This window comes from Nonomuraea candida (assembly GCF_000725485.1).
Taxonomy (GTDB): Bacteria; Actinomycetota; Actinomycetes; order Streptosporangiales; family Streptosporangiaceae; genus Nonomuraea; species Nonomuraea candida.
This window is the reverse complement of sequence record NZ_JOAG01000041.1, coordinates 18,572-39,694: the sequence shown is the minus strand read 5'-3', so window position 1 is coordinate 39,694 and position 21,123 is coordinate 18,572. Positions and strand designations below refer to the sequence as shown.

Here is a 21,123-nt window from a genome sequence, read left to right as displayed (position 1 = left end):
GGGAGAACGGAAACGTCCCGCGCGGGAGCCGGGGGGCGTCGCCGCGCGGGACGTTCGGGACGGGTGGGCTAGGAGGCGCGCAGGTCCTTGCGCAGCTCGTGGGGCAGGGCGAAGCGCATGCTCTCCTGCACCGGCTCGACCTCCGTCACGTCGCCGAACCCGTGGCGGGCCAGGCGCGCCAGCACCTCCTCCACCAGCTCTTCCGGCACCGAGGCGCCGCTGGTCACGCCCACCGTGGTCACGCCGTCGAGCCACTCGTCGCGGATGAAGTCGGCGTTGTCCACCAGGTAGGACGCCTGCGCGCCGTAGTCCTTGGCCACCTCGACCAGGCGCTTGGAGTTGGAGGAGTTCTCCGAGCCGACCACGATGACGAGCTGCGACTCGGCGGCGATCTCCTTGACCGCCGTCTGGCGGTTCTGGGTGGCGTAGCAGATGTCGTCGCTCGGCGGGTCGATCAGCGTGGGGAAGCGCTCCTTGAGCCGGGCCACGGTCTCGGTGGTCTCGTCGACCGACAGCGTGGTCTGCGACAGCCACACCAGCTTGCTCGGGTCCTTGACCCGCACCTTGTCGACGGAGTCGAGCCCGTCGACGAGCTGGATGTGGTCGGGGGCCTCGCCGGAGGTGCCCTCGACCTCCTCGTGGCCCTCGTGCCCGATCAGCAGGATGTCGTAGTCCTGGGAGGCGAAGCGCTTGGCCTCGTTGTGCACCTTCGTCACCAGCGGGCAGGTGGCGTCGATGGTGCGCAGGTTGCGCTGCGCGGCCTCCTGGTGGACCGCGGGCGAGACGCCGTGGGCCGAGAACACCACGATCTCGCCCTCCGGCACCTCCTCGGTCTCGTCGACGAAGATGGCGCCCCTGGCCTCGAGCGTCTTGACGACGTGGGTGTTGTGGACGATCTGCTTGCGTACGTAGATCGGTGCGCCGTACTGCTCCAGAGCCTTCTCGACCGCTACCACGGCTCGATCGACTCCGGCACAGTAGCCCCGCGGCTTGGCGACGAGGACTCGGCGGGAAGTGGGGGTCTGGGGCTCCATACTTTCTATGCTACGTGGAGCGGCCATCCGGCCCGCATGTGCGTGGTAGCCCGCGGTTTGCCAGACTGGCCGTCCAATACAGACCTCCCAGGGAGACGTTCATGTCCCTCAGCGACGTGATACGCAACATCGCAAAAACCGTCACCAACAAAGACGAGCTGAAGGAGAAGGCCAAGGACCTCCCGCTGTTCGTCGTCCAGACCACTCTGAGCGCTGCGGGGCAGGCGTTGCTGCTCGTGGACCGGATGAAGAACTCCATCAAGGGGCTCGGCGGCAAGGAGGAGCGCGAGGAGGAGGAGCACGACTCCCGCCCGTCCGCCGCCGCACAGGTCGCCGCCGTCCCGGCGGAGACCGCCGAGTCCGCCGAGTCCGCCAAGTCCGCCGAGTCGGCCAGGTCCGCCGCGCCGGCCGGTGCGGCGGAGTCCGCGCAGGACAAGCCGGCGCGCAAGGAGCCGGTGATCTTCGCGCCGCGGCCCAGCGCGGCCGAGTCCAACGGCGTCGCCAAGACCAAGCCCGACCCCGTCATCTTCACACCGGCCGCCAAGACCGAGCCCGCCGCCGCGGCCGAGCCCACCGCCAAGGCTGAGCCCGCCGTGAAGCCGGAGCCGGCCGCCGGCAGCTCCGAGCCCGCGCTGAACGCCGAGTCCGCGGGCAAGTCCGAGCCCGTGGCGGTCGCCGGGCCGGAGGCCGAGGCCGCCTCCAAGGCGAAGGCCACCACCAAGACGGACGCGTCCCCCAAGCCCGCCGTCACGGAGAGCGCCGCCACCCCGGAGCCCGTCACCGCCAAGACCGCCGAGGCGGAGGCCGCCCCCGCCAAGGGCACCGCCAAGCCGAAGACCGCGCCCGCCAAGCCGGAGGTCGCGCCCGCCGCTCCCAAGGCCGTGGCCGAGCCCGCCGTCGAGGAGCCCGCCCCCGCCGCCAAGCCGAAGGCCGCGAAGGCGACGAAGGCGACGAAGACCGCCAAGAGCACGAAGGCCACGAAGACCGCGAAGGCTGGCGAGTCCGGAAAGACCGGAGAGGCCGAGGCTGCCGAGGCGGCCGTTGCCGCGTCCAAGGTCGCCGAGCCCGCGCCCGCACCCGAGCCGGCCCGCGCCCCCGAGCCCGCCGCCGCCACCGCGGAGCCCGCCGCGGCCCCCGAGCCCGTCGCGTCCCGCACCGTGGATCTGACCGAGCCGCTGCCCGGGTTCTCCGAGCTCACCGTCGCCTCCCTGCGCGCCAGGATGCGCGGCAAGACGGCCGAGCAGATCGGCGAGTTCCTCGCCTACGAGCAGGCCACGGCGGCGCGGTCCGAGGTCATCCGCATGTTCGAGAACCGCCTCGCGAAGCTGCAGGCCGGGGAATAGGTCGTACCGAACCCGTAGTCTTCCGCCATGACGTCGAAGACCACGCCAGAGTCTCCCCTGCCGATCCGCACGGTCCTGCAGATGGTGGGCGGTTGGATCGGCAGACTCGGCACGGTCTGGGTCGAGGGTGAGATCACCGACCTGAGCGCGCGTGGCGGCACGGTGTTCCTGACCCTGCGCGACCCGATCGCCAACGTGTCCGCCAGGGTCACCGCCCCGCGTGGCGTCTATGAGGCGACGGTGCCCCGGCCGTCCAACGGCGCCAGGGTGGTGCTGCACGTCAAGCCCGACTTCTGGGTCAACAGGGGCTCGTTCGCGTTCACGGCGCTGGAGATGCGTCCGGTCGGCGTGGGCGAGATGCTCGTCAGGCTGGAGCGGCTGCGGCAACTGCTGGCCGCCGAGGGCCTGTTCAACGCCGACAGGAAGCGGCGGCTGCCGTTCCTGCCGGGCACGATCGGGCTCATCTGCGGCCGCGACTCCGCCGCCGAGCGCGACGTGCTGGAGAACTCCCGGCGGCGCTGGCCCGCCGTGCGGTTCAAGGTGGAGGAAGTGGCCGTGCAGGGGCCGTACGCCGTGGCCGAGGTCACCGAGGCGCTGCGCAGGCTCGACGCCGACTCCTCGGTCGAGGTGATCGTCGTCGCCCGTGGCGGGGGGTCGCTGGAGGACCTGCTGCCGTTCTCCGACGAGACGCTCGTACGCGCCGTCGCCGCCTGCCGCACCCCCGTGGTGAGCGCGATCGGCCACGAGCAGGACAGCCCGCTGCTCGACCTGGTGGCCGACGTGCGGGCCTCCACCCCCACCGACGCCGCCAAGAAGGTCGTGCCCGACGTGGGCGAGCAGCTCACGCTGGTGCGCCAGCTCCGTGACCGGGGGCGGCGGGTGATGAGCGGCTGGCTCGACCGGGAGATGTCCTGGCTGACGTCCGTGCGCTCCCGCCCCTCGCTGGCCGATCCCGTACGCGAGCTCGAACGCCGGGCCGAGCAGGCCGAGGCGCTGCGCGACCGCGCCAGGCGGTCACTGTCGGGGTCGCTCGACCGGGCCGCCGACGACCTCGCCCACCTGCGGGCCCGCCTCATCGCCCTGTCCCCCGCGGCCACCCTTGAGCGCGGCTACGCCGTCGTCCAGCGGCCGTCCGGCGAGGTCGTGCGCCTGGCGAAGGACGTCGCCCCCGGCGCGATGCTGACGATCCGCCTGACCGACGACCGCCTGACCGTCCGCACGGAAGATCCGGGCGACTCCCCGCCCGCCTGACGCCCCTTTCGCCCGTCCGGCGCTCGTCACGGCTGCTCGGCCTCGCTCACCGCGACGGCGGTCAGGCGGTCTCGTGACGGCGGCGGACAGGGCGGTCGGGCGGTCTCGTGACGGCGGCGGACAGGGCGGCCAGGCCGGCCTTGATGTCCTCGATCGTCATGCCGCGCTCCTCGACCTGGAAGGCGATCAGGCGCGCGTTGACCGGCGCGAGCAGCGCGTCGGCGAGGTAGTCGGCGTCCACGCGCGGGCACGCCTGCGCGAGCAGCGTCGCCAGGTGGATGTGATGCACCTTGTACGGCCCGCTGACCTGCTTGCCCATCCCCTTCTCCAGCAGCAGGAACAGCCCCTGCTGCGCCACCGTCCGATCGACCAGCGCGTGCAGGAACGCCACGATGCGCTCACAGGCGGGCGCGCCGGGGCCCAGCGGCGGCGGCCCGGCGAGGAAGGCGGACTGGAACTGCCGCTCCCGCTCGTCGATCAGCGCCAGCGCCAGCCCGGCCCGGTCGCCGAAGCGCCGGTAGACCGTGCCGACGCCCACGCCGGCGATCCTGGCGACCTCGTCGAGCGAGAGGGCCTCGGCGCCACGTTCGGCGACCATCCGGCCCGCCACCTCGATGATCTTGCGCCGGTTTCGTGCGGCATCGGCCCGCTCCGGCTGGGGTTGCCCGATGACGGGCAGCGATCGGCGTCCGCACACGGGCGCAGCATACCGCTTGTAAACGGAGAATCCTCCGGTTACGCTTCACAAACGGAGAGTTCTCCGATTATTGAGGAGCCGAGAATGCCCAACGAGTTCAACCAGAAGATCATCGACGAGTTCAGGGCCAACGAGGGCCGGGTCGGCGGCATGTTCGAGGGCGCCCCGCTGGTGCTGCTCACCACCACGGGAGCCAAGAGCGGCAAGCCTTTCACCACGCCGGTGATGTACATGACGGACGGCGACCGCTACATCGTCATCGCCTCCAACGCCGGCGCGGACAACCACCCGGCCTGGTACCACAACCTGCGCGCCACGCCCGAGGCGACGGTGGAGGTCGGCACGGAGAAGTTCGAGGCCAAGGCCGAGTTCGTGGAGGGCGACGAGCGCGACCGGCTCTACGCCGCGATGGTGGAGCGGGAGCCGGGCTTCGCCGAGTACGAGGCCAAGACCACCCGCCGCATCCCCGTGATCGCCCTGACCAGAGCCGCCTGACCCCCCCGACCCGGGCCGGCCGAGGGGGCGCGCGGTGCCGGTGGGCGAGCGCGGCCAGAAGCCGGTGTCGCCGGTGGCGCCGGGGCGAACGCGCCCAGAAGGGCCGCCGCACGTGGTGCCCGCGCGATGCCCCCAGAAGGTCGTGTCGTGGGCGAGCGCGGTCAGAAGGTCGTGTCGTGGGCGAGCGCGGTCAGAAGGGAGCGTCGTGGGCGGCGCCGGAGGACGGGTCGGAGCGGCGGGCCATGGCGGCGGCCAGCTTGACCCTGGCTCCCTGGAGCCACTCCTCGCAGACGGCCGCCAGCTTCTCCCCCCGCTCCCAGAGCTCGATCGACTGCTCCAGCGTGAGCCCGCCGGTCTCCAGCCGGCGCACCACTTCGGTCAGCTCCTCGCGGGCCTGCTCGTAAGACGGGGTCTTCTCGCCCGAGGGCGCCTTCTCCTCTGCCACGTCACCACCCTAGACGCGCCGACCGACAGCCCCGGCCTCCGGGGACGAGGACAACGCCGGGGGCCGGGGTCAGCCCTTGGGGCGTTGGTGGAGCAGAGCGGCCAGTTCGCCCAGTTCCGTCCAGTCGGCGGTGCCGGTGATGACGAGCGTCACGTCCGGCAGCATGCGGACGAGCGTGCGCTGGTTCTTGTCCTCGCGGAAGCGCTGCTCCCACGCCACCCCGCCGATCTGCTGCGTGCCCACGACCTTGTCGGAGTTGGCCAGGCGGTTGGCGAACCCGGCCGCCGGCCGCTCGTCGCTCTGCGCGAACATCGCGTGCTGCCGCTTGGCGGTGGCGTAGCCGAGGTAGAGGACCTGCGCGCCGTTCTCGCCCTTGGCGATCCTGTTGCTGTTGGGCACCCAGCCGGCCGGGTCGCGCCGCGGCGCCCACACGCCGTACGGCACCGAGTGGCCGAAGTTGGCCACGGTGATGGAGTAGTCGCGCCGCGGGATGTGCTCCTCCCGGCCCTGCGGGGCGACGAGCAGGAACAGCCCGGCGCCCGCGAGGCAGACGAACAGGGCTACCGCGTAGCCGTACAAACCTTGGGTGAACCGCACACTGGGCGAGGTTACCCGCTGGAGCGGGCGGTCGCCGAAGTGGCCGGGCGAATCTGCCCGATGATGGCGAGCACCTCGTCGGCCAGGCCGGGGTCGCCGCCGAGCACCACCTCCGACACGGCCGCCGCCAGCGCCCCGGTGACGACCACGACGAGGGCCGGCTCGTTCTCGAACAGCGCCGCGTTGCGCTGCGCCCACTTGCGCAGCCGGTCGCGCATGACCACCTCGAAGCCGGGCGGCCCGTCACCGCGCAGGAACAGCGCGGCCAGCTCGCGCTCCTCCAGGCAGCCGTCGAGGTAGGCACGGGCGGCGCTGACGAACACCCGCATGGGGTCGCTCTCGCCGGCGCCCCTGGCGTTGCGGGCGGCGTGCTTGGTGCGCTGGGTCTGCCTGGCCTGGAACTCCTCCCACAGCGTGAGGTAGAGGTCGGCCTTGCCGGAGAAGTGGTGGTAGAGGCTGCCCACGCTCGCGTCGGCCCTGGCCACCACGTCGGTCACGCCCGCCTCCGCGAAGCCCTTGGAGACGAAGACCTCACGCGCCGCGGCGAGCAGCGAGCTGCGGGTGGCCGCGCCGCGCTCGGACGTGCGGGGCTGGGTGACGACGTCATCCACATCGCTCATTCGGGATCTCCTCCACGGCGGGGCGCCACGCTCCATGTTGGAGGCAAGATCCTTGGCGCGCACAGCATATGGCGCAAAATCCGTTCTCCCCTAGCAGATTATCCCCCTCCGGCCGGGAATAGACCGGCAACTACGATCGACCTAGTTGTCCCACAAGGAGGGCCAGTCATCATGTCCGACCAGACTTCCGTGCCGCCGGCGCTCGCCACCAGCGAGCACGCCCCCGATCGCAACCTGGCCTTGGAGCTCGTACGCGTCACCGAGGCCGCCGCGATGGCCGCGGCCCGGTGGGTGGGCCGCGGCGACAAGAACGGCGCCGACGGCGCGGCCGTGAACGCGATGCGCCAGCTCATCAGCACGGTCTCCATGAACGGCGTCGTCGTGATCGGCGAGGGCGAGAAGGACCACGCCCCGATGCTGTACAACGGCGAGCGCGTCGGCGACGGCAGCGGCCCCGACTGTGACGTGGCGGTGGACCCGATCGACGGCACCAGGCTGACGGCGCTCGGCATGCCGGACGCGGTGTCGGTGATCGCGGTCAGCGAGCGCGGCTCGATGTACGACCCGTCCGCCGTGTTCTACATGGAGAAGCTGGTGACCGGCCCGGAGGCGGCCGACGTGGTGAACATCGAGGCCCCCGTGGCCGACAACATCAACGCCGTCGCCAGGGCCAAGCACTGCTCGCCGTCCGACGTGACCGTGGTCGTGCTCGACCGGCCCAGGCACGAGCGGCTGGTCAAGGAGATCAGGGAGACGGGCGCGCGCATCAAGTTCATCACCGACGGCGACGTGGCCGGCGCGATCATGGCGGCCCGCGCGGGCACCGGCATCGACCTGATGCTGGGCATCGGCGGCACCCCCGAGGGCATCGTGGCCGCGTGTGCGCTCAAGTGCCTGGGCGGCGTGATCCAGGGCCGGCTGTGGCCGCGCGACGACGCCGAGCGGGGCAAGGCCATCGACGCCGGGCACGACCTCGACCAGGTGCTCACCACCAACGACCTGGTCAAGTCCGACGACGTGTTCTTCGCCGCGACGGGCATCACGCAGGGCGAGCTCATGCAGGGCGTACGGTTCCGCGCCGGCTCCGCGGTGACGCAGTCCCTGGTGATGCGCGGCAGGTCGGGCACCATTCGCAAGATCGAGAGCGAGCACCAGCTCTGGAAGCTGCGCGCGTACAGCGCGATCAACTTCGACACCGCCGGCTGAGCCGTCAAGGGGCGGGAAGCGACGGGCGGGGCGGTGAGGAGGGTCAGCGGCGGCGCTTGCGGCGGGGCGGCTCCTTGACCTTGACCTCGCCCGCGAAGTTCGTCGTGCGCACCTCCACCACCGGCGCGCCCGGCTCGGTGGGCTGCTTGGTCAGGCGGACCGTCTTGTCCTTGGCCACCCTGATCACCTCCAGCCCCTCGGGCACGTGGATCTCCAGCCCGCCGAAGACGAGGGTGGCGTTGAGGATGATCCGCCGGTTCTGCAGGATCGCGTCGCGGAAGTCGAGCTTGGTCGTGCCGAACATGGCCGTCACGCCCAGCTCGGCCGGCACCACCCAGCGCCCGCCGCGCTGCTCCTTCTTGAAGATGGCCGAGACCGGCCGGCCGTCGAGGTTGAGCGGCTGCTCCTCGGGGGGCAGGAGGTCGGTGGTGAGCGCCGCCAGCTCGCCGAGCGTGCGCGCGGAGTAGAGCACGCCGAGCCGTTCCTCCAGCTCCTCCAGCGTGATCCGCCCGTCGGCGTGCGCGTCCTGGAGCACCTGGGCGATGCGCTCGCGATCGGCGTCGGACGCGCGCAGCTCATGGGGCTGCGGCACGTCGCTCGTCGTCGAGGGACGGCGAGCGGTCACCCACTCCTCGGCCAGCCGCTCGCCGACTTCCTGCAGCTTGGGCAACCACGATCCCGCGCGTTCGTTCACACTTCTGACGATATCCGGCGCCCGGCCCGTTCGCTCGTGCCGATTGGCCCCAACTCTGCCGATTCCGGCCAGGAATTCGGCGATTTTCGCGGCGAGCTTCCCGTTCACCTCGGCGTGGCGGTCGTACCGGCCTCGCAAGCCCCTGTTTCTCAGGAATTTCTTAGGAATCTACCGCTATGTACGGCCGTTATCCCGGCAAAAGGGAGGTGTCGTGCATCAACCGGCGCGGTGGGGTCTCGGCGCGGCAGGCGCGGGCATAACGGTGATCCTGGGGCTGGAGCTGACGAGCTTCGGCGAGATGAACCCGTTCAGGCGCACCATCAGCGAGCACGGCCTCGGCCCCGACGGCTGGATCTTCGGGCTCGGGGTCGGCCTGCTGGCGGCGGGCTCGGTGGCCATCGGCGTGTCCTTGGCGCGCAAGCGGCTGGCCGGGATCTTCGGCACCGTCGCGCTCATGGGCTGGAGCGTGGGGCTGTTCCTGGCGGCCTGGTTCGAGAAGCACGACTGGTCGGTCGGGCCCAGCCTGAGCGGCAACATCCACCGGGTGGGAAGTTTCGTGGCCTTCCTCTGCCTGCCGCTGGCGGCCGTCATCATCGCCAGGCCGTGGCGGCACAGGGAGCGGACGAGGGCCACGGTGGCGGCGTTCGGGCTCGGGATCTGCTCGGTGTTGTGGGTGGTGGGCATCGGCGCGGCGGTCGTCATCGGGGCCGGCGAGGGGCTGCCGTGGTACCGGGTCATGCCGCTGGGGCTGGTCGAGCGGGGCCTGGCCGTCACCGAGGTGGCCGCGCTGCTGGCGCTGGGCGTGTGGGCCGCCGCCAAGCGGCTCGACCCGGCGGAACCCGCCCCGGCCCCGGCACGCGCCGGCCTCGCCGGCGACCGGCTGGCCAGAGCGGCCGACGAGGTCTGAAGGCCGGCGCGAGGCGCTGGGGTCCAGGGCCGGAGCGAGGCGACGAGCGCTAAGGCCGGAGCGAGGCGATGAGTGCTAAGGCCGGCGCGAGGCGCTGGGGTCCAGGGCCAGTGCGAGGCGACGAGTACTAAGGCCGGAGCGAGGCGATGAGGTCGTCCACGTAGCCGCTGAAGACGCGGGTCATGTCCACCCGTTCGGGGTCGATCAGCCACTGCGTCTGCAGGCCGTCCACCATCGCGATCAGCCGGTCGGCGTGCGACTCCGCGTCGAGGTCGGACCGGAACTCGCCCAGCTCGGCGCCCCTGCGCAGCGCCGCCGCCACGTCGGCGCGCAGGCGCCGGTAGCGCCGCCTGGCCCAGTCGTGGCCGGGGTGGCCGGGGGTCACGGCCTCGCCGCTGATCACGGCGAAGAGCTGCACCAGGCCCGGCACCCGGGAGTTGTGCGCCACGACGTCCACCAGGGCCCGCAGCGCGGCGATCCCGCCGACCCGGCCGAGGTCGAACCTGCGGGCGTCCATCTCGTCCCGGTATTCCAGCACCGCGACGAGCAGCAGCTCCTTGCTCCTGAAGTGGTGCAGCAGCCCGGCCTGGGACAGCTCGACGCGCTCGGCGATGCGGGCCAGCGATGCGCCGCGATAGCCGTGCTCGGCGAACTCCAGCAGCGCGGTGGCCAGGATGCGCTCCCTGCGCGCCGCACCGGACGCGTAGCCCCGTCTCACGCCCCGTCTCACCCGGGGCAGCCTATCTCGCGCCTTCTCGTGCTGGCGGAGGGCCTTCGGCAGCCGTTAACCTGACCGCGCCTCACGTTTGATACCCCCCGATCAGGAGGCCCCTGTGCCGTCCTCACGTGATCGCCAGGCCCGTGTCGCCACGTCCGTCGTGTACGCCGTACAGGGACTGTCCTTCGCCTCGCTGCTCATCCAGGTCGCCGCCCTCCAGGCCAAACACCAGCTGGACGAGGGCACCCTCACGTTGCTGCTGCTGATCGTGCCCGTGTTCGCGGGCGTCGGCAGCGTGGCGGCGGGTGCGCTCGCCGCCCGGTACGGCAGCAAGGCGCTGTTACGCGCCGCCCAGCCGGTGGTCGCGGTCGCCGTGGTGCTGGCCGGGCTCGCGCCGGACGTGCCGCTGCTGGTGCCGGTGCTGCTGCTGTTCGGGCTGGCCGTGGGCGCGGTGGACGCGGGCATGAACATGCAGGGCGTCGCGGTCGAGCGCAGGTACGGCCTGCCGGTGCTGAACGGGTTCCACTGCGTGTGGAGCGTGCTCAGCATGGCCGGCGCGCTCTGGGCCTCGGCGGCGGCCGAGCTGCCGCTGCCGCTCATCATGGCCGTCCCCATGGTCCTGGCCGTGGCCGGCTCGCTCTACGCCGGGCCCGGCCTGTGCACGCCCGAGGAGGAGAGGGCCGGGGCCGCGAGGACCGGCGACGAGAAGGCCGCCGCCGCGAGCCGCTTCCCCTGGCGGCCGATCGTCCCGCTCTGCCTGGCCATGGGCTTCCTGTACGTCGGCGACGCCGCCGTCTCCAACTTCAGCACGGTCTTCATGAAGGACGTGCTCGTCGCCGAACCCTGGGTGATCCCGCTGGCGTACGTGGCCTACCAGGCGACCACGCTGGCCGTCAGGCTCGGCGGCGACTTCGCCGTCCGGCGGTACGGCCCCGCCGCCATCGTCAGGATCGGCGGCGTGATCGCCACGCTCGGCTTCCTGGGCGTCGTGCTGGCCCCGAACCAGCCGCTGGGCATCGTCGCCTTCGGGCTGACCGGGGTGGGGCTGGCGGTGGTGGCGCCGCAGTCGTTCTCGGCGGCGGGCAGGCTGGACCCGGCGGGCACCGGGGTGGCCATCGCCAGGGTCAACCTCTTCAACTACGTCGGCTTCATCGTCGGCGCGGCCCTGGTGGGCGGGCTCGCGGACGCCGTGGACATGCGGGTGGCCTTCGCCGCGCCGCTGGTGCTGGCCGCCGCGATCGTCGCCCTGGCCCCGGGCTTCGCCCCGAAGCCCACCCCCACCGCCACCGTCTGACCGGCCCCACCGCCGTCCTGCCGCGTCCGACCGGCCCCGCCGCCGTCCTGCCGGCGTCCGACCGGCCCTCGCCGTCCTGGCACCGCCCGACCGGCCCCCGCCACCTCGCCGTGTCGCCGGTCGCGGCGGGACGGGGTCAGTGCCGTACCTCGGCGACCTCGACCGGGCGGCCCTCGCGCAGGGAGAGGTCGGCGGCCTCGGCCACGTAGAGGGCCTCCAGCGCGTCCTCGATCGTGCACGGGTTCGTGCCGCCGCGCAGGAACGCGTCGATCTCGGCACGGTAGGCGGTCTCGAAACGGCTGACGAAGTCCGGCCAGGGCGCGCCGGAGCCCGGCGGCAGGGCCTCCGTCGTGTGCAGCGGGGCGCGCGGACCGAGGCCGACGGCCTGGGTGCGCTTGGTGCCGGCCAGCTCCATGCGCACGTCGTACCCGCCGCCGTTGTAGCGCGAGCCCTGCAAGGTGGCCAGCGTGCCGTCGTCGAGGGCCAGCAGCGCGGCGCTGGTGTCCACGTCGCCAGCCTCGGCGAAGAACGCGGCGCCCCGGTTGGCCCCGCGCGCGTAGACCGACACCACCTCGCGGCCGGTCACCCAGCGCAGGGCGTCGAAGTCGTGGATGTGGCAGTCGCGGTAGATGCCGCCGGACAGCGGGAGGTACGCGGCAGGCGGCGGCGCCGGATCGGCCGTGACCAGGTGCACGCGGTGCAGCTCGCCCAGCTCACCGGCGCGCAGCGCGTGCGCCGCCGCGACGTAGCCGGGGTCGAACCGGCGCTGGAACCCGACCTGCACCCGGTTGCCCGCGGCGGTCTGCAGCACCTTGACGGTCTCGGCCACCGTTGACGCGACCGGTTTCTCGCAGAACGCCGGAATGCCGCGGTCGCACGCCTTGATGATCAGCTCGGCGTGCGTGCCGGTCGGGGTGGCGATGACCACGGCGTCCGCCTGGAACGGGTCGCCGGGCCTGCCGTGCGGCGAGGTGCGTACGGGATCGGCCACGATCAGCTCGTCCACCAGGGGATGCGCGGCCAGGGTGGCGGCGTGGAAGGCGCCGATCCGGCCCAGCCCCAGCAGTCCGACACGCATTCCGCCTCCGATCCCGCCCGGCCTTCCCTCCGGGCGAGCGACTCTCCCCCGGGTCCGGCCTTCCTTCAGAGCCCCCGGTTCCGGTCCGGCCTTCCTTCAGATTCCCCCGGTTCCGGTCCGGGCCTTCCTTCAGGGCCCCGGGTCCGGTCCGGCTTGCCCGGGGCCTCGGTTCCGGGTCCGGCTTTCTTTCTAAGCGAGCCGCTTCCTTCAGTCAACACTTTGTCCGGACATTCTGACCTTTAGTCCGGACACCACCTCGGCCGCCCTGTGCGCGGGCAGCCGCGCGAACCCCACCACCACCGCCGCCGGCCCCGGTGTCTCCCGCATCGGCTCCACCGGCTCGACGGACATGCCCAGCTCGCGCGCCGCCCGGACCGTGCGCGGCTCGTCCCAGCCGGGCGGCAGCTCCAGGTAGACGTGCAGCCCCGCCTCGATGCCCCGCACCCGCACCTCGGGCAGCTCGGCGGCCAGCGCGGAGACCAGGGCGTCGCGGCGGCGCCGGTACTCCCTGCGCATGCGCCGCAGGTGCTTGTCGTAGCCGCCGGTGCGCAGGAAGTGGGCCAGCGCGTACTGCTCGATGACCGGCGAGCCCAGGTCCTGCTCGCCGCGCGCCCTGCGGATCGCCTCGGCCAGGTCGGGCGGCGCGGCCACCCAGCCCAGCCGCAGCCCGGGGGCCAGCGCCTTGCTGACGCTGCCCGACAGGATGACCCGGTCGGGCGCCAGCCCCTGGAGGCAGCCGACGGGGTCGCGGTCGAAGCGGAACTCGGCGTCGTAGTCGTCCTCCAGGACGACCCGGTTGCCGGCGTACGCCCACTCCATCAGCGCCGCCCGGCGCTCCGGGGAGAGCACCACCCCGGTCGGGAACTGGTGCGCGGGCGTCACCAGCACCGCGTCCCCGCTCAGCTTGCGCACGTCGAGCCCCTGCCCGTCCACCGGCACCGGCACGAGCTGCGCGCCCGCGCGGCGCAGCAGCGGCACCTGGCGGTGGCTGGTCGGGTCCTCCACGGCCAGCCGCAGCGCGCGCCGCTGGGTCAGCACGTGCAGCACCAGGCTGAGCCCCTGCGCGACGCCGCCGACGATCACGAGGTTCTCCTGGCCCACCTCGGCCGCCCTGACCCTCCTGAGGTAGGCGGCCAGCTCTTCCCGCAGCTCGGGCACGCCGCCGGGGTCCCCGTAATCGAAAGCCTCCGAAGGTACGGTGGCCAGGACGTGCCTGACGGCCGCCAGCCAGCGCTCACGGGGGAAGTGGCCCAGGTCCGGAGAGGTGGGGCGATGACCGTAGTACGGGGGATGCGAGGCGACGGTCCGGGCCCGGCGCGCGGGCCCGGGTGGTCGCGGCGGCCGGGGCGGGGACGGGTCACGCGACTTGAGCGCGGTCCGGCCGGCGTTCTTGGGGGTGACCTGGGTGCCGACCCCCACCCTGGAGACCAGGAAACCCTCGGCGACCAGCTGCTCGTACGCCTCCACCACCACGCCCCTGGAGACCTGGAGATCGGTGGCGAGGTCGCGGGTGGCGGGCAGGCGCGTGCCGGGCGTGAGCCGCCCGCCGCGGATGGAGTCGCGCAGCTCAGACGCGATCTGCCCGGCGATGCCCCCTTTTCCCCGGTCTATCTGGATGTGGAGGTCAGCCATATTGGTCCTGTCTTCCGGCCGGAGATTGGACTGTTTATGCGAACCATTGTCTCTCTAGCATCCTTCACATGAAAACCGGAATCGCAGGCGCCGCCTCGGCCATGTTCCTGCTCGGAACGCTGGCCGCGGTCTCGGGCCTGATCGGCTCATATCCGATATACGGCGGCCAGGCCGTTCGGTATCTCATCGCGTCGGTCATCCTGCTCGTCATCACCCGAGCGCTCGGTCTCCGGTTCGTCCGCATGACCGGGCGCGAGATCCTCTGCCTGGTCGGGCTGACCCTGTTCGGCCTGGTGGTCTTCAACATCTGCGTGATCGAGTCCACCCGCGAGTCGGGGCCCGCGCTGGTCGGGACCGTGCTCGGCACCGTGCCGCTGGCGCTCGCGCTGGCCGGGGGCAGGCCCGCGCGCCGGCTGCTGATCGGGGCCGGCGTGGTGGTGGCGGGGGCGACGCTGGCCACGGGGCTCGGCAGCGGCACCCCGTCCGGCCTGCTGTGGGCGCTCGGCGCGCTCGTGGGCGAGGTCAGCTTCTCGCTGCTGGCCATCCCGCTGCTGCCGAAACTGGGGGCCGTCAGGGTGTCGGCGTACTCGACCGCGCTGGCCGTGCCCATGCTCGCCGCGGTGGGGCTGGCCGACGCCGGGACCGGCATGCTGCGGATGCCGACGGTGTCCGAGGCGCTCGGGCTCGCCTACCTGGCGGCCGTGGTGACGGTGGTCGCGTTCTTCCTCTGGTACCGGTCGCTGCCCAAGCTGGGGCCGGGGCGGGCGGGGCTGTTCGCGGGGCTCATCCCGGTGTCGGCCATCGCCACCGGGGCGGTGCTGGGGGTGGCGACGCCGTCCGCGTACGACCTGCTGGGGGCGGGGCTCGTCATCGCGGGCATCCTGGTCGGCCTCACCGCCGAACCACCCGGCGCCCGCGCCGCCGTCCAGCCGTCCAAAGCCTGAGCCGAGCCGTCCAGCCGGTCAAAGCCGAGCCGTCCAGCCGGCAAAGCCCGAGCCGTACGGCCCTCCGAAGCCCGAGCCGAGCCGTACGGCCGTCTATGCCCGAGCCCGTCCGTCCGCCGCTCCGAGGGCGCGTAATCTCTTGGAGGACCGAAAGGATGGACATGGGCGAGTTCGACTACACCGACCTGCTGCCGCTTGGAGCCGACGAGACGGAATACCGGCTGATCACCTCGGAGGGGGTGCGGAAGGTCGAGGCGACCGGGCGGACGTTCCTCGAGGTCGACCCCGAGGCGCTGCGGCTGCTGACCGAGACGGCCGTCCACGACATCAGCCACTTCCTGCGCGCCTCGCACCTCGCCCAGCTCAGGAAGATCATCGACGACCCCGAGTCCAGCGGCAACGACCGCTTCGTCGCGCTCGACCTGCTGAAGAACGCCTCCATCTCGGCCGGCGGCGTGCTGCCGATGTGCCAGGACACCGGCACCGCCATCGTCATGGGCAAGCGCGGCCGCCACGTGCTGACCGACGGCCGCGACGCCGAGGCCATCGCGCGCGGCGTGTACGACGCCTACACCAAGCTCAACCTGCGCTACTCCCAGATGGCCCCGCTGACCATGTGGGAGGAGAAGAACACCGGCAACAACCTCCCCGCCCAGATCGAGCTGTACGCCGAGGACCCCCACGGGCACCCCGACGAGTACAAGCTGCTGTTCATGGCCAAGGGCGGCGGCTCGGCGAACAAGTCGTTCCTGTACCAGGAGACCAAGGCCGTGCTCAACGAGAAGCGCATGATGGCCTTCCTGGAGGAGAAGATCCGCTCGCTGGGCACGGCGGCCTGCCCGCCGTACCATCTGGCCGTCGTCGTCGGCGGCACCTCCGCCGAATACGCGCTCAAGACCGCCAAATACGCCAGCGCCCGCTACCTCGACTCGATCCCCACCGAGGGCTCGGCCTCCGGGCACGGCTTCAGGGACCTGGAGATGGAGGCCAAGGTCTTCGAGCTGACCCAGAAGCTGGGCATCGGGGCGCAGTTCGGCGGCAAGTACTTCTGCCACGACGTGCGCGTCATCCGCCTGCCCCGCCACGGCGCCTCCTGCCCGGTGGCGATCGCCGTGTCCTGCTCGGCCGACCGCCAGGCGCTGGCCAAGATCACGCCGGAGGGCGTCTTCCTGGAGAAGCTGGAGACCGACCCGGCCCGCTTCCTGCCGGAGACCACCGACGAGCACCTCTCCGACGACGTCGTCTCGATCGACCTCAACCGGCCGATGTCCGAGATCCTCGCCGAGCTCACCAAATATCCCGTCAAGACCCGGCTCTCCCTCACCGGGCCGCTGGTCGTGGCCCGCGACATCGCGCACGCCAAGATCGCCGAGCTGCTCGACAACGGCGGCGAGATGCCGCAGTACCTCAAGGACCACGCCGTCTACTACGCCGGCCCCGCCAAGACCCCCGAGGGCTACGCGTCCGGCTCGTTCGGCCCGACCACGGCCGGGCGGATGGACTCCTACGTCGAACGCTTCCAGGCGGCGGGCGGCTCGATGGTGATGCTGGCCAAGGGCAACCGCTCCAAGCAGGTCACGGAGGCGTGCCAGAAGTACGGCGGCTTCTACCTCGGCTCGATCGGCGGGCCCGCGGCGCGGCTGGCCCAGGACTGCATCAAGAAGGTCGAGGTGCTGGAATATCCGGAGCTGGGGATGGAGGCGGTGTGGAAGATCGAGGTCGTGGACTTCCCCGCGTTCATCGTGGTCGACGACAAGGGTGACGACTTCTTCGCCGACAAGACGGGCCCGGTGCTCTCGATCGGCCGCCGCTGACGCCGGGCGGCCCACGGCGGGGGTGGGTCGTGCGGGGGTGGGGCCCGGTGGCCCGAGAGGGTGCTCAGGTGGGCCACCGGGGCCCGGTGCGGGAGGTCATGACAGAGGGGCTCATGCGGCCACCGGGGCTCGGTGCGGGGCCACGACGGAGCCGTCGGGCAGCAGCAGACCGGTGTCCTCGAACAGCACGACGCCGTTGCAGAGAAGGCTCCAGCCCTGGTCAGGGTGGGCCGAGATGACGTGCGACCTCTCACGGTCAAGAGAGTCGGCACTCGGGCAAGCGGGGTGGTGACTGCACATCGCGCACCTCTCAGATTGCGCTCCGGGTTGTGGGTACTCAAAAGGGCAGCGTGCGCCCCGACGGCGTGCGAAGGTCCAGCGCGGCTCTGGCCGGCCTCCTCGGCCGGCGGCGAACCTGGGTCTGGCGCATCTCCATCACTCCTTCAACGGTCTGTCCTCAGTAGTGACCGGGGCGGGCCCCCCAGTGTGACGATCGGGTCCGACACTTTCCGGCCGTCCGCTGGTGGTCCGCTGCTTTCTTGGCTTAAGCATGCCCCCGCTCCCTTGAGACATCCTTACAAGTCGGTGACGGCGCCCCGTGATCACCGTCTCTTAGCCCGACGTAAGCCGGAAAGTCCCCTTCCTGGCATCATGCACAAATTTCCGGTCCGTGGTTGTGCCGATCGGCACAGATCCACTCCGAGCTGCGAAAACGTGCCGGGAAAGTACGCCCCGAGCCGGGGCGCGCGGCGCCGCGCCCCGGAGGGCCGCCGGACGGCGGGAGCCCCTCGGGGCACGGGGATGCCGGCGTTCCGGCCCGTCCGATTCGACGCACCGGGGCACGGGTACTACCGTCGGTATCGCGGTGTCCGTCCGGACTGCGTCGAGAAACTGCGGGGCCCTCATCAACTGGGAGGATGTGGCCCGGAGGTTTGCTGACGTGGTGAGTCAGGCGGGTTGACTTAAGTTCGCAACAAATTATCGGCCCCGCCTCTACTGGTCGGTTTACACAAATAGGTAAGCTGCCTGGCATGCGTGCGCCCTCCGGTTACCTACTCGCCGCGCGCTATCGGCTCGTGGAGCCGGTTGGTCGGGGCGGCATGGGCACCGTTTGGCGGGCACATGACGAACTGCTCGACCGGGACGTGGCGGTCAAGGAAGTGCGGCTGCCCACCGTCCTGGACGAGGAGCTGCGCGCCGAGCTGTGCGCGCGCACCGAGCGCGAGGGCCGGGCGACCGCGATGGTCGCGCATCCCTCGGTCATCACGGTCTTCGACGTGGTCACCGAGGACGACCGGCCGTGGATCGTGATGGAGCTGCTGCGGGCCAAGTCGCTGGAGCAGATCATCCAGGAGGAAGGACCGCTCCATCCCCGCAGGGTCGCCGAGATCGGCCGGCAGATCCTCGGCGCGCTGCGCGCCGTACACGCCAAGGGGATCCTCCACCGCGACGTCAAGCCGAGCAACGTGCTGGTCACCGAGGACCGCGCGGTGCTGACCGACTTCGGGCTGGCCGCGCTCGAAGGTGACGTTTCCATCACCCAGGCGGGCATCGTCCTGGGGTCCGCGGGCTACATCGCTCCAGAGCGGGTGCTCGGCTCGAAGGCCAGCCCCGCCGGCGACCTGTGGTCGCTCGGCGCGACCCTCTACACCGCCGTCGAGGGCAGGGGCCTGCACGGCAGGCGTACGGCCGCCGCCGCGCTGGCCGCGCTGACCAGCGGCGAGCCGATCCCGATGACCAAGGCGGGGCCGCTGGCGCCCGTGCTCGACGCGCTGCTCCGGATCGACCCGGCGACCAGGCTCGACTCCGTGCGCGCCTCGCTCATGCTGGCCAGAGTGGCCGCGGGCGGCTCCGCCGAGGAGCCGCTGACCCCGCGCAGGCCGGCGCGGGTGTCGTCGTCGATCTCCATCCCGCAGCCCCCTTTCGTACGCAGGCCCGCGCACCGCGGGCTGCACCGGGCCGACCCTCCCGCGGCGGCCGTGAGCGTGCCCTCACCCCGGCAGGAGCGCAGGCCCGGCGAGGGGGTGCACCGGAGGCGGGTCGAACCGCGCCCCGCCCCGTCTGCTTATGCCCGTTTCAAAGCTACGGTGATAAAGTTGTTCCTTCCTCGGCGGTTCTGGCCAAGAGAACTTCGCAAGCGAGGGTAAAGCACTTCCCAAGCGAGAATCGATATCTTCTTCTCATGCCGGAACAGCAGACACGCCTGCTCGCGGAGCGTTACGAGCTCATCGCCCCGCTCGGCCGGGGCACGATGGGGACCGTGTGGCGCGCCCGTGACCGCGCGCTCGGGCGCGAGGTGGCGGTCAAGGAAATCCGCCAGGACCCGGGACTCACCGAGGATCAGCGGGCCGAGCTGCGCGAACGCATGGTCCGCGAGGGCCGTATCGCCTCGCGGATCAGCCACCCGTCGGTGGCCGCGATCCACGACGTGCTGATCCAGGACAACAGCCCGTGGATCATCATGGAGCTCATCGAGGCCCGCTCGCTGGAGCAGGTGATCGACGAGGAGGGGCCGCTGCCGCCCCGGCTCGTGGCGGAGATCGGCGTCGACCTGCTCGGGGCGCTGCGCGCGGCGCACGCCCAGGGCATCACCCACCGTGACGTCAAGCCGGGCAACGTGCTCATCACCGAGGCCGGGCGCGTGGTGCTGACCGACTTCGGCATCGCCAAGGCCGAGGGCGACTCCCGGCTGACGAAGACCGGCATGGTGATCGGGTCGCCCGGCTACACGGCGCCGGAACGCGCCAGGGGCGAGTACACCGGCCCCGAGTCGGACCTGTGGTCCCTCGGCGCCACCCTGTACTTCGCGGTCGAGGGACGTCCGGCCTACGAGCGCTCCACGATCGCCGAGACGCTCGCGGCGCTGCTCACCGAGAGCGCCGACCCGCCCACCCAGGCGGGGCAACTGCGGCCCGTGCTGAACGGGCTGCTCAACAAGGACTACCGGCAGCGCCTCAACGCTGCCAAGGCGGAGACCCTGCTGCGCATGGTCGCCGACACCCCCACGAGCGAGATGCCGGTGCTCACGGCCGAGGCTCTTATGGCGCAGGAGGCCGCTTTGCCCGATCCGTTCGCCGCCCGGAAAACCCCCGCCGGTGGTCCCGGCGCCCAGGGAGCCGACGCTCCCGACACACCGGGACCCGCCGGGCCAGGCGCACCGGGACCCGCCGGGCCAGGCGCCCAGGCCCCCGGCGGTCGCGGCCCCGGCGGTCAGGGGCGCCCCGGCCCGGTCCCGGCCGGCCACGCGTTCGCCGGCCAGGGGCCCGGCGGCCCCGGCCAGGGACCTGCCGGACGCGGCCCCGGTGGACAGGGCGGCCCCGGCGGTCAGGGGCAGGGGCCCGGTGGACCGGGGTGGGGCGGACCAGGAGCGCCGACCGGGCCGAACGCCTTCACCGGCCCCAACGCCTTCACCGCTCCCAACGGCCCCAGCGCGCCGGGCGGACCCGGGGGTCAGGGACAGAGCGGGCAAGGCGCACGCAGCGGCCAGAGCGGCCCCGGCAGACCGGGCAACGCCGGCGGACCGGGCGGACCCGGCAACGCCGGTGGCCCCGGTGGCCCCGGCAACTCGGGTGGTCCCGGTGGTCCGGGTAGCTCGGGTGGGCCGGGCGGACCTGGTGGGTCGGGCGGACCTAGTGGACCGGGAGGACCTGGTGGGCCGGGCAACGCCGGTGGGCCGGGTGGCCAGGGCGGCGCCGGCAGGCAGGGGCAGGGCGGCGCCGGGCAGCCGGTGCGCGGTTCCAGCGCGCCGACCGTGCCGCAGGCCACGGCCTCCGGACACCCGCCGCAAGGACAGCAGAGCTTCGCCTCCCAGCCCGCCGGGAGCGGTGCCGGGCCGCACGCCGGTGGTTCCGGCCGGTCCGAGGATGACTACGACCCCGAGCGGACGGTCAGCATCTCGCGTCCCAAGGGGCCCTTCCCCACGCCCGAGCAGAGCGGCCGGCCGCCGCAGGGGCCGGGCGACGAGGGCTCGGTCGCGACCACCCGCATTCCCACTCCCAAGTCCGGATCTCCCGGACAGCAGGTCTACCCGCCCACCCCTTCGGCCGGTGGCCACCCGCAGCCCGGCCCGCAGCAGGCCATGCCGCAGCAGCCCGGCCCCCAGGGCCAGCCCGGACCGCAGGGCCAGCCTGTGCCGCAGGGTCCGCAGCAGGGCCAGCAGGGCGCCAAGGGGCCGCACGCCGGGCACGGGCTGGGCACGGACCTGTTCGCGATCGCCGGCCAGCCGGAGAAGCCTCCGGCGGGCAACCGCAACGGCATGCTGGTGCTCATGGCCGTGGCCGCCGCGGCCGCCGTGGTGATCGCCGTGCTGATCGTGGCCCTCTTCTCAAGCTGAGGCACGCGCCCGGGCCGCCCA

20 protein-coding genes are annotated in these 21,123 nt (G+C 72.3%); 10 read left to right on the top strand and 10 right to left on the bottom strand.

What is annotated here, in order from left to right; all coding sequences use genetic code 11:
- Positions 1-68: 68 nt before the first annotated feature.
- Positions 69-1,034 (bottom strand): 4-hydroxy-3-methylbut-2-enyl diphosphate reductase, encoded by a 966-nt coding sequence (locus IO39_RS33140; RefSeq protein WP_043631469.1) that lies wholly within the window; start codon positions 1,032-1,034, stop codon positions 69-71.
- A gap of 101 nt (positions 1,035-1,135) precedes the next feature.
- Between IO39_RS33140 and IO39_RS51185 the strand changes: the two genes are divergently transcribed.
- Both IO39_RS51185 and xseA read left to right on the top strand, forming a co-directional pair.
- Entirely contained in the window at positions 1,136-2,377 is a 1,242-nt protein-coding gene (locus IO39_RS51185; RefSeq protein WP_052423670.1) for a DUF8129 domain-containing protein, read from the top strand.
- Between the two features lie 27 nt (positions 2,378-2,404).
- Positions 2,405-3,628: an exodeoxyribonuclease VII large subunit gene (gene xseA, locus IO39_RS33130; protein ID WP_043631465.1), complete on the top strand. Its 1,224-nt coding sequence runs from the start codon at positions 2,405-2,407 to the stop codon at positions 3,626-3,628.
- A gap of 61 nt (positions 3,629-3,689) precedes the next feature.
- On the opposite strand, the gene IO39_RS33125 is transcribed toward xseA, so the two are convergent.
- Positions 3,690-4,325: a TetR/AcrR family transcriptional regulator gene (locus IO39_RS33125; RefSeq protein ID WP_052423669.1), complete on the bottom strand. Its 636-nt coding sequence runs from the start codon at positions 4,323-4,325 to the stop codon at positions 3,690-3,692.
- 84 nt (positions 4,326-4,409) lie between these two features.
- Here IO39_RS33125 and IO39_RS33120 point away from each other — a divergent pair, with 84 nt between their 5' ends.
- Entirely contained in the window at positions 4,410-4,820 is a 411-nt protein-coding gene (locus IO39_RS33120; protein WP_052423668.1) for a nitroreductase family deazaflavin-dependent oxidoreductase, read from the top strand.
- A gap of 190 nt (positions 4,821-5,010) precedes the next feature.
- Here IO39_RS33120 and IO39_RS33115 read toward each other — a convergent pair whose 3' ends face one another.
- The 3 genes from IO39_RS33115 to IO39_RS33105 all read right to left on the bottom strand — a co-directional run bounded on the left by IO39_RS33115 (position 5,011) and on the right by IO39_RS33105 (position 6,482).
- Entirely contained in the window at positions 5,011-5,265 is a 255-nt protein-coding gene (locus tag IO39_RS33115; RefSeq protein WP_043631462.1) for an exodeoxyribonuclease VII small subunit, read from the bottom strand.
- A 69-nt stretch (positions 5,266-5,334) separates the two neighbouring features.
- Entirely contained in the window at positions 5,335-5,862 is a 528-nt protein-coding gene (locus IO39_RS33110) for a DUF4245 domain-containing protein (protein WP_043631459.1), read from the bottom strand.
- 11 nt (positions 5,863-5,873) lie between these two features.
- The gene (locus IO39_RS33105; protein ID WP_043631456.1) at positions 5,874-6,482 is read right to left on the bottom strand and encodes a TetR/AcrR family transcriptional regulator; all 609 of its coding nucleotides are present in this window, start codon (positions 6,480-6,482) and stop codon (positions 5,874-5,876) included.
- Between the two features lie 171 nt (positions 6,483-6,653).
- On the opposite strand from IO39_RS33105, the gene glpX reads away from it, so the two are divergent.
- Positions 6,654-7,688, top strand: a complete 1,035-nt coding sequence (glpX, locus tag IO39_RS33100) for a class II fructose-bisphosphatase (RefSeq protein ID WP_043631453.1) — start codon at positions 6,654-6,656, stop codon at positions 7,686-7,688.
- 43 nt (positions 7,689-7,731) lie between these two features.
- Here the strand turns inward: glpX and IO39_RS53235 are convergent, their stop codons facing one another.
- Positions 7,732-8,382, bottom strand: coding sequence for a DUF1707 SHOCT-like domain-containing protein (locus IO39_RS53235; RefSeq protein WP_169789166.1), 651 nt, complete (start codon positions 8,380-8,382; stop codon positions 7,732-7,734).
- A gap of 211 nt (positions 8,383-8,593) precedes the next feature.
- Between IO39_RS53235 and IO39_RS53230 the strand changes: the two genes are divergently transcribed.
- Positions 8,594-9,289, top strand: coding sequence for a DUF998 domain-containing protein (locus IO39_RS53230; RefSeq protein WP_169789165.1), 696 nt, complete (start codon positions 8,594-8,596; stop codon positions 9,287-9,289).
- A gap of 127 nt (positions 9,290-9,416) precedes the next feature.
- On the opposite strand, the gene IO39_RS33085 is transcribed toward IO39_RS53230, so the two are convergent.
- A complete protein-coding gene (locus tag IO39_RS33085) occupies positions 9,417-10,007 on the bottom strand; it encodes a TetR/AcrR family transcriptional regulator (RefSeq protein ID WP_245642441.1) in 591 nt (196 codons plus the stop codon).
- A 115-nt stretch (positions 10,008-10,122) separates the two neighbouring features.
- On the opposite strand from IO39_RS33085, the gene IO39_RS33080 reads away from it, so the two are divergent.
- Positions 10,123-11,301 (top strand): MFS transporter, encoded by a 1,179-nt coding sequence (locus tag IO39_RS33080; protein ID WP_043631447.1) that lies wholly within the window; start codon positions 10,123-10,125, stop codon positions 11,299-11,301.
- Positions 11,302-11,437: 136 nt separating this feature from the next.
- Here IO39_RS33080 and IO39_RS33075 read toward each other — a convergent pair whose 3' ends face one another.
- A complete protein-coding gene (locus IO39_RS33075) occupies positions 11,438-12,379 on the bottom strand; it encodes a Gfo/Idh/MocA family protein (protein WP_043631444.1) in 942 nt (313 codons plus the stop codon).
- A gap of 207 nt (positions 12,380-12,586) precedes the next feature.
- Positions 12,587-14,011, bottom strand: coding sequence for a MocR-like pyridoxine biosynthesis transcription factor PdxR (gene pdxR, locus IO39_RS33070; RefSeq protein WP_043631441.1), 1,425 nt, complete (start codon positions 14,009-14,011; stop codon positions 12,587-12,589).
- Between the two features lie 68 nt (positions 14,012-14,079).
- On the opposite strand from pdxR, the gene IO39_RS33065 reads away from it, so the two are divergent.
- Entirely contained in the window at positions 14,080-14,955 is an 876-nt protein-coding gene (locus tag IO39_RS33065; protein WP_043631439.1) for a DMT family transporter, read from the top strand.
- 161 nt (positions 14,956-15,116) lie between these two features.
- Entirely contained in the window at positions 15,117-16,769 is a 1,653-nt protein-coding gene (locus IO39_RS33060) for a fumarate hydratase (RefSeq protein WP_043631563.1), read from the top strand.
- A gap of 111 nt (positions 16,770-16,880) precedes the next feature.
- On the opposite strand, the gene IO39_RS58160 is transcribed toward IO39_RS33060, so the two are convergent.
- The gene (locus tag IO39_RS58160; protein WP_084773903.1) at positions 16,881-17,069 is read right to left on the bottom strand and encodes a DUF5999 family protein; all 189 of its coding nucleotides are present in this window, start codon (positions 17,067-17,069) and stop codon (positions 16,881-16,883) included.
- A gap of 731 nt (positions 17,070-17,800) precedes the next feature.
- On the opposite strand from IO39_RS58160, the gene IO39_RS33055 reads away from it, so the two are divergent.
- Positions 17,801-18,916, top strand: a complete 1,116-nt coding sequence (locus IO39_RS33055) for a serine/threonine-protein kinase (protein ID WP_043631435.1) — start codon at positions 17,801-17,803, stop codon at positions 18,914-18,916.
- Between the two features lie 35 nt (positions 18,917-18,951).
- Positions 18,952-21,102, top strand: coding sequence for a serine/threonine-protein kinase (locus tag IO39_RS33050; protein ID WP_052423665.1), 2,151 nt, complete (start codon positions 18,952-18,954; stop codon positions 21,100-21,102).
- The last annotated feature ends 21 nt before the right edge of the window (positions 21,103-21,123 follow it).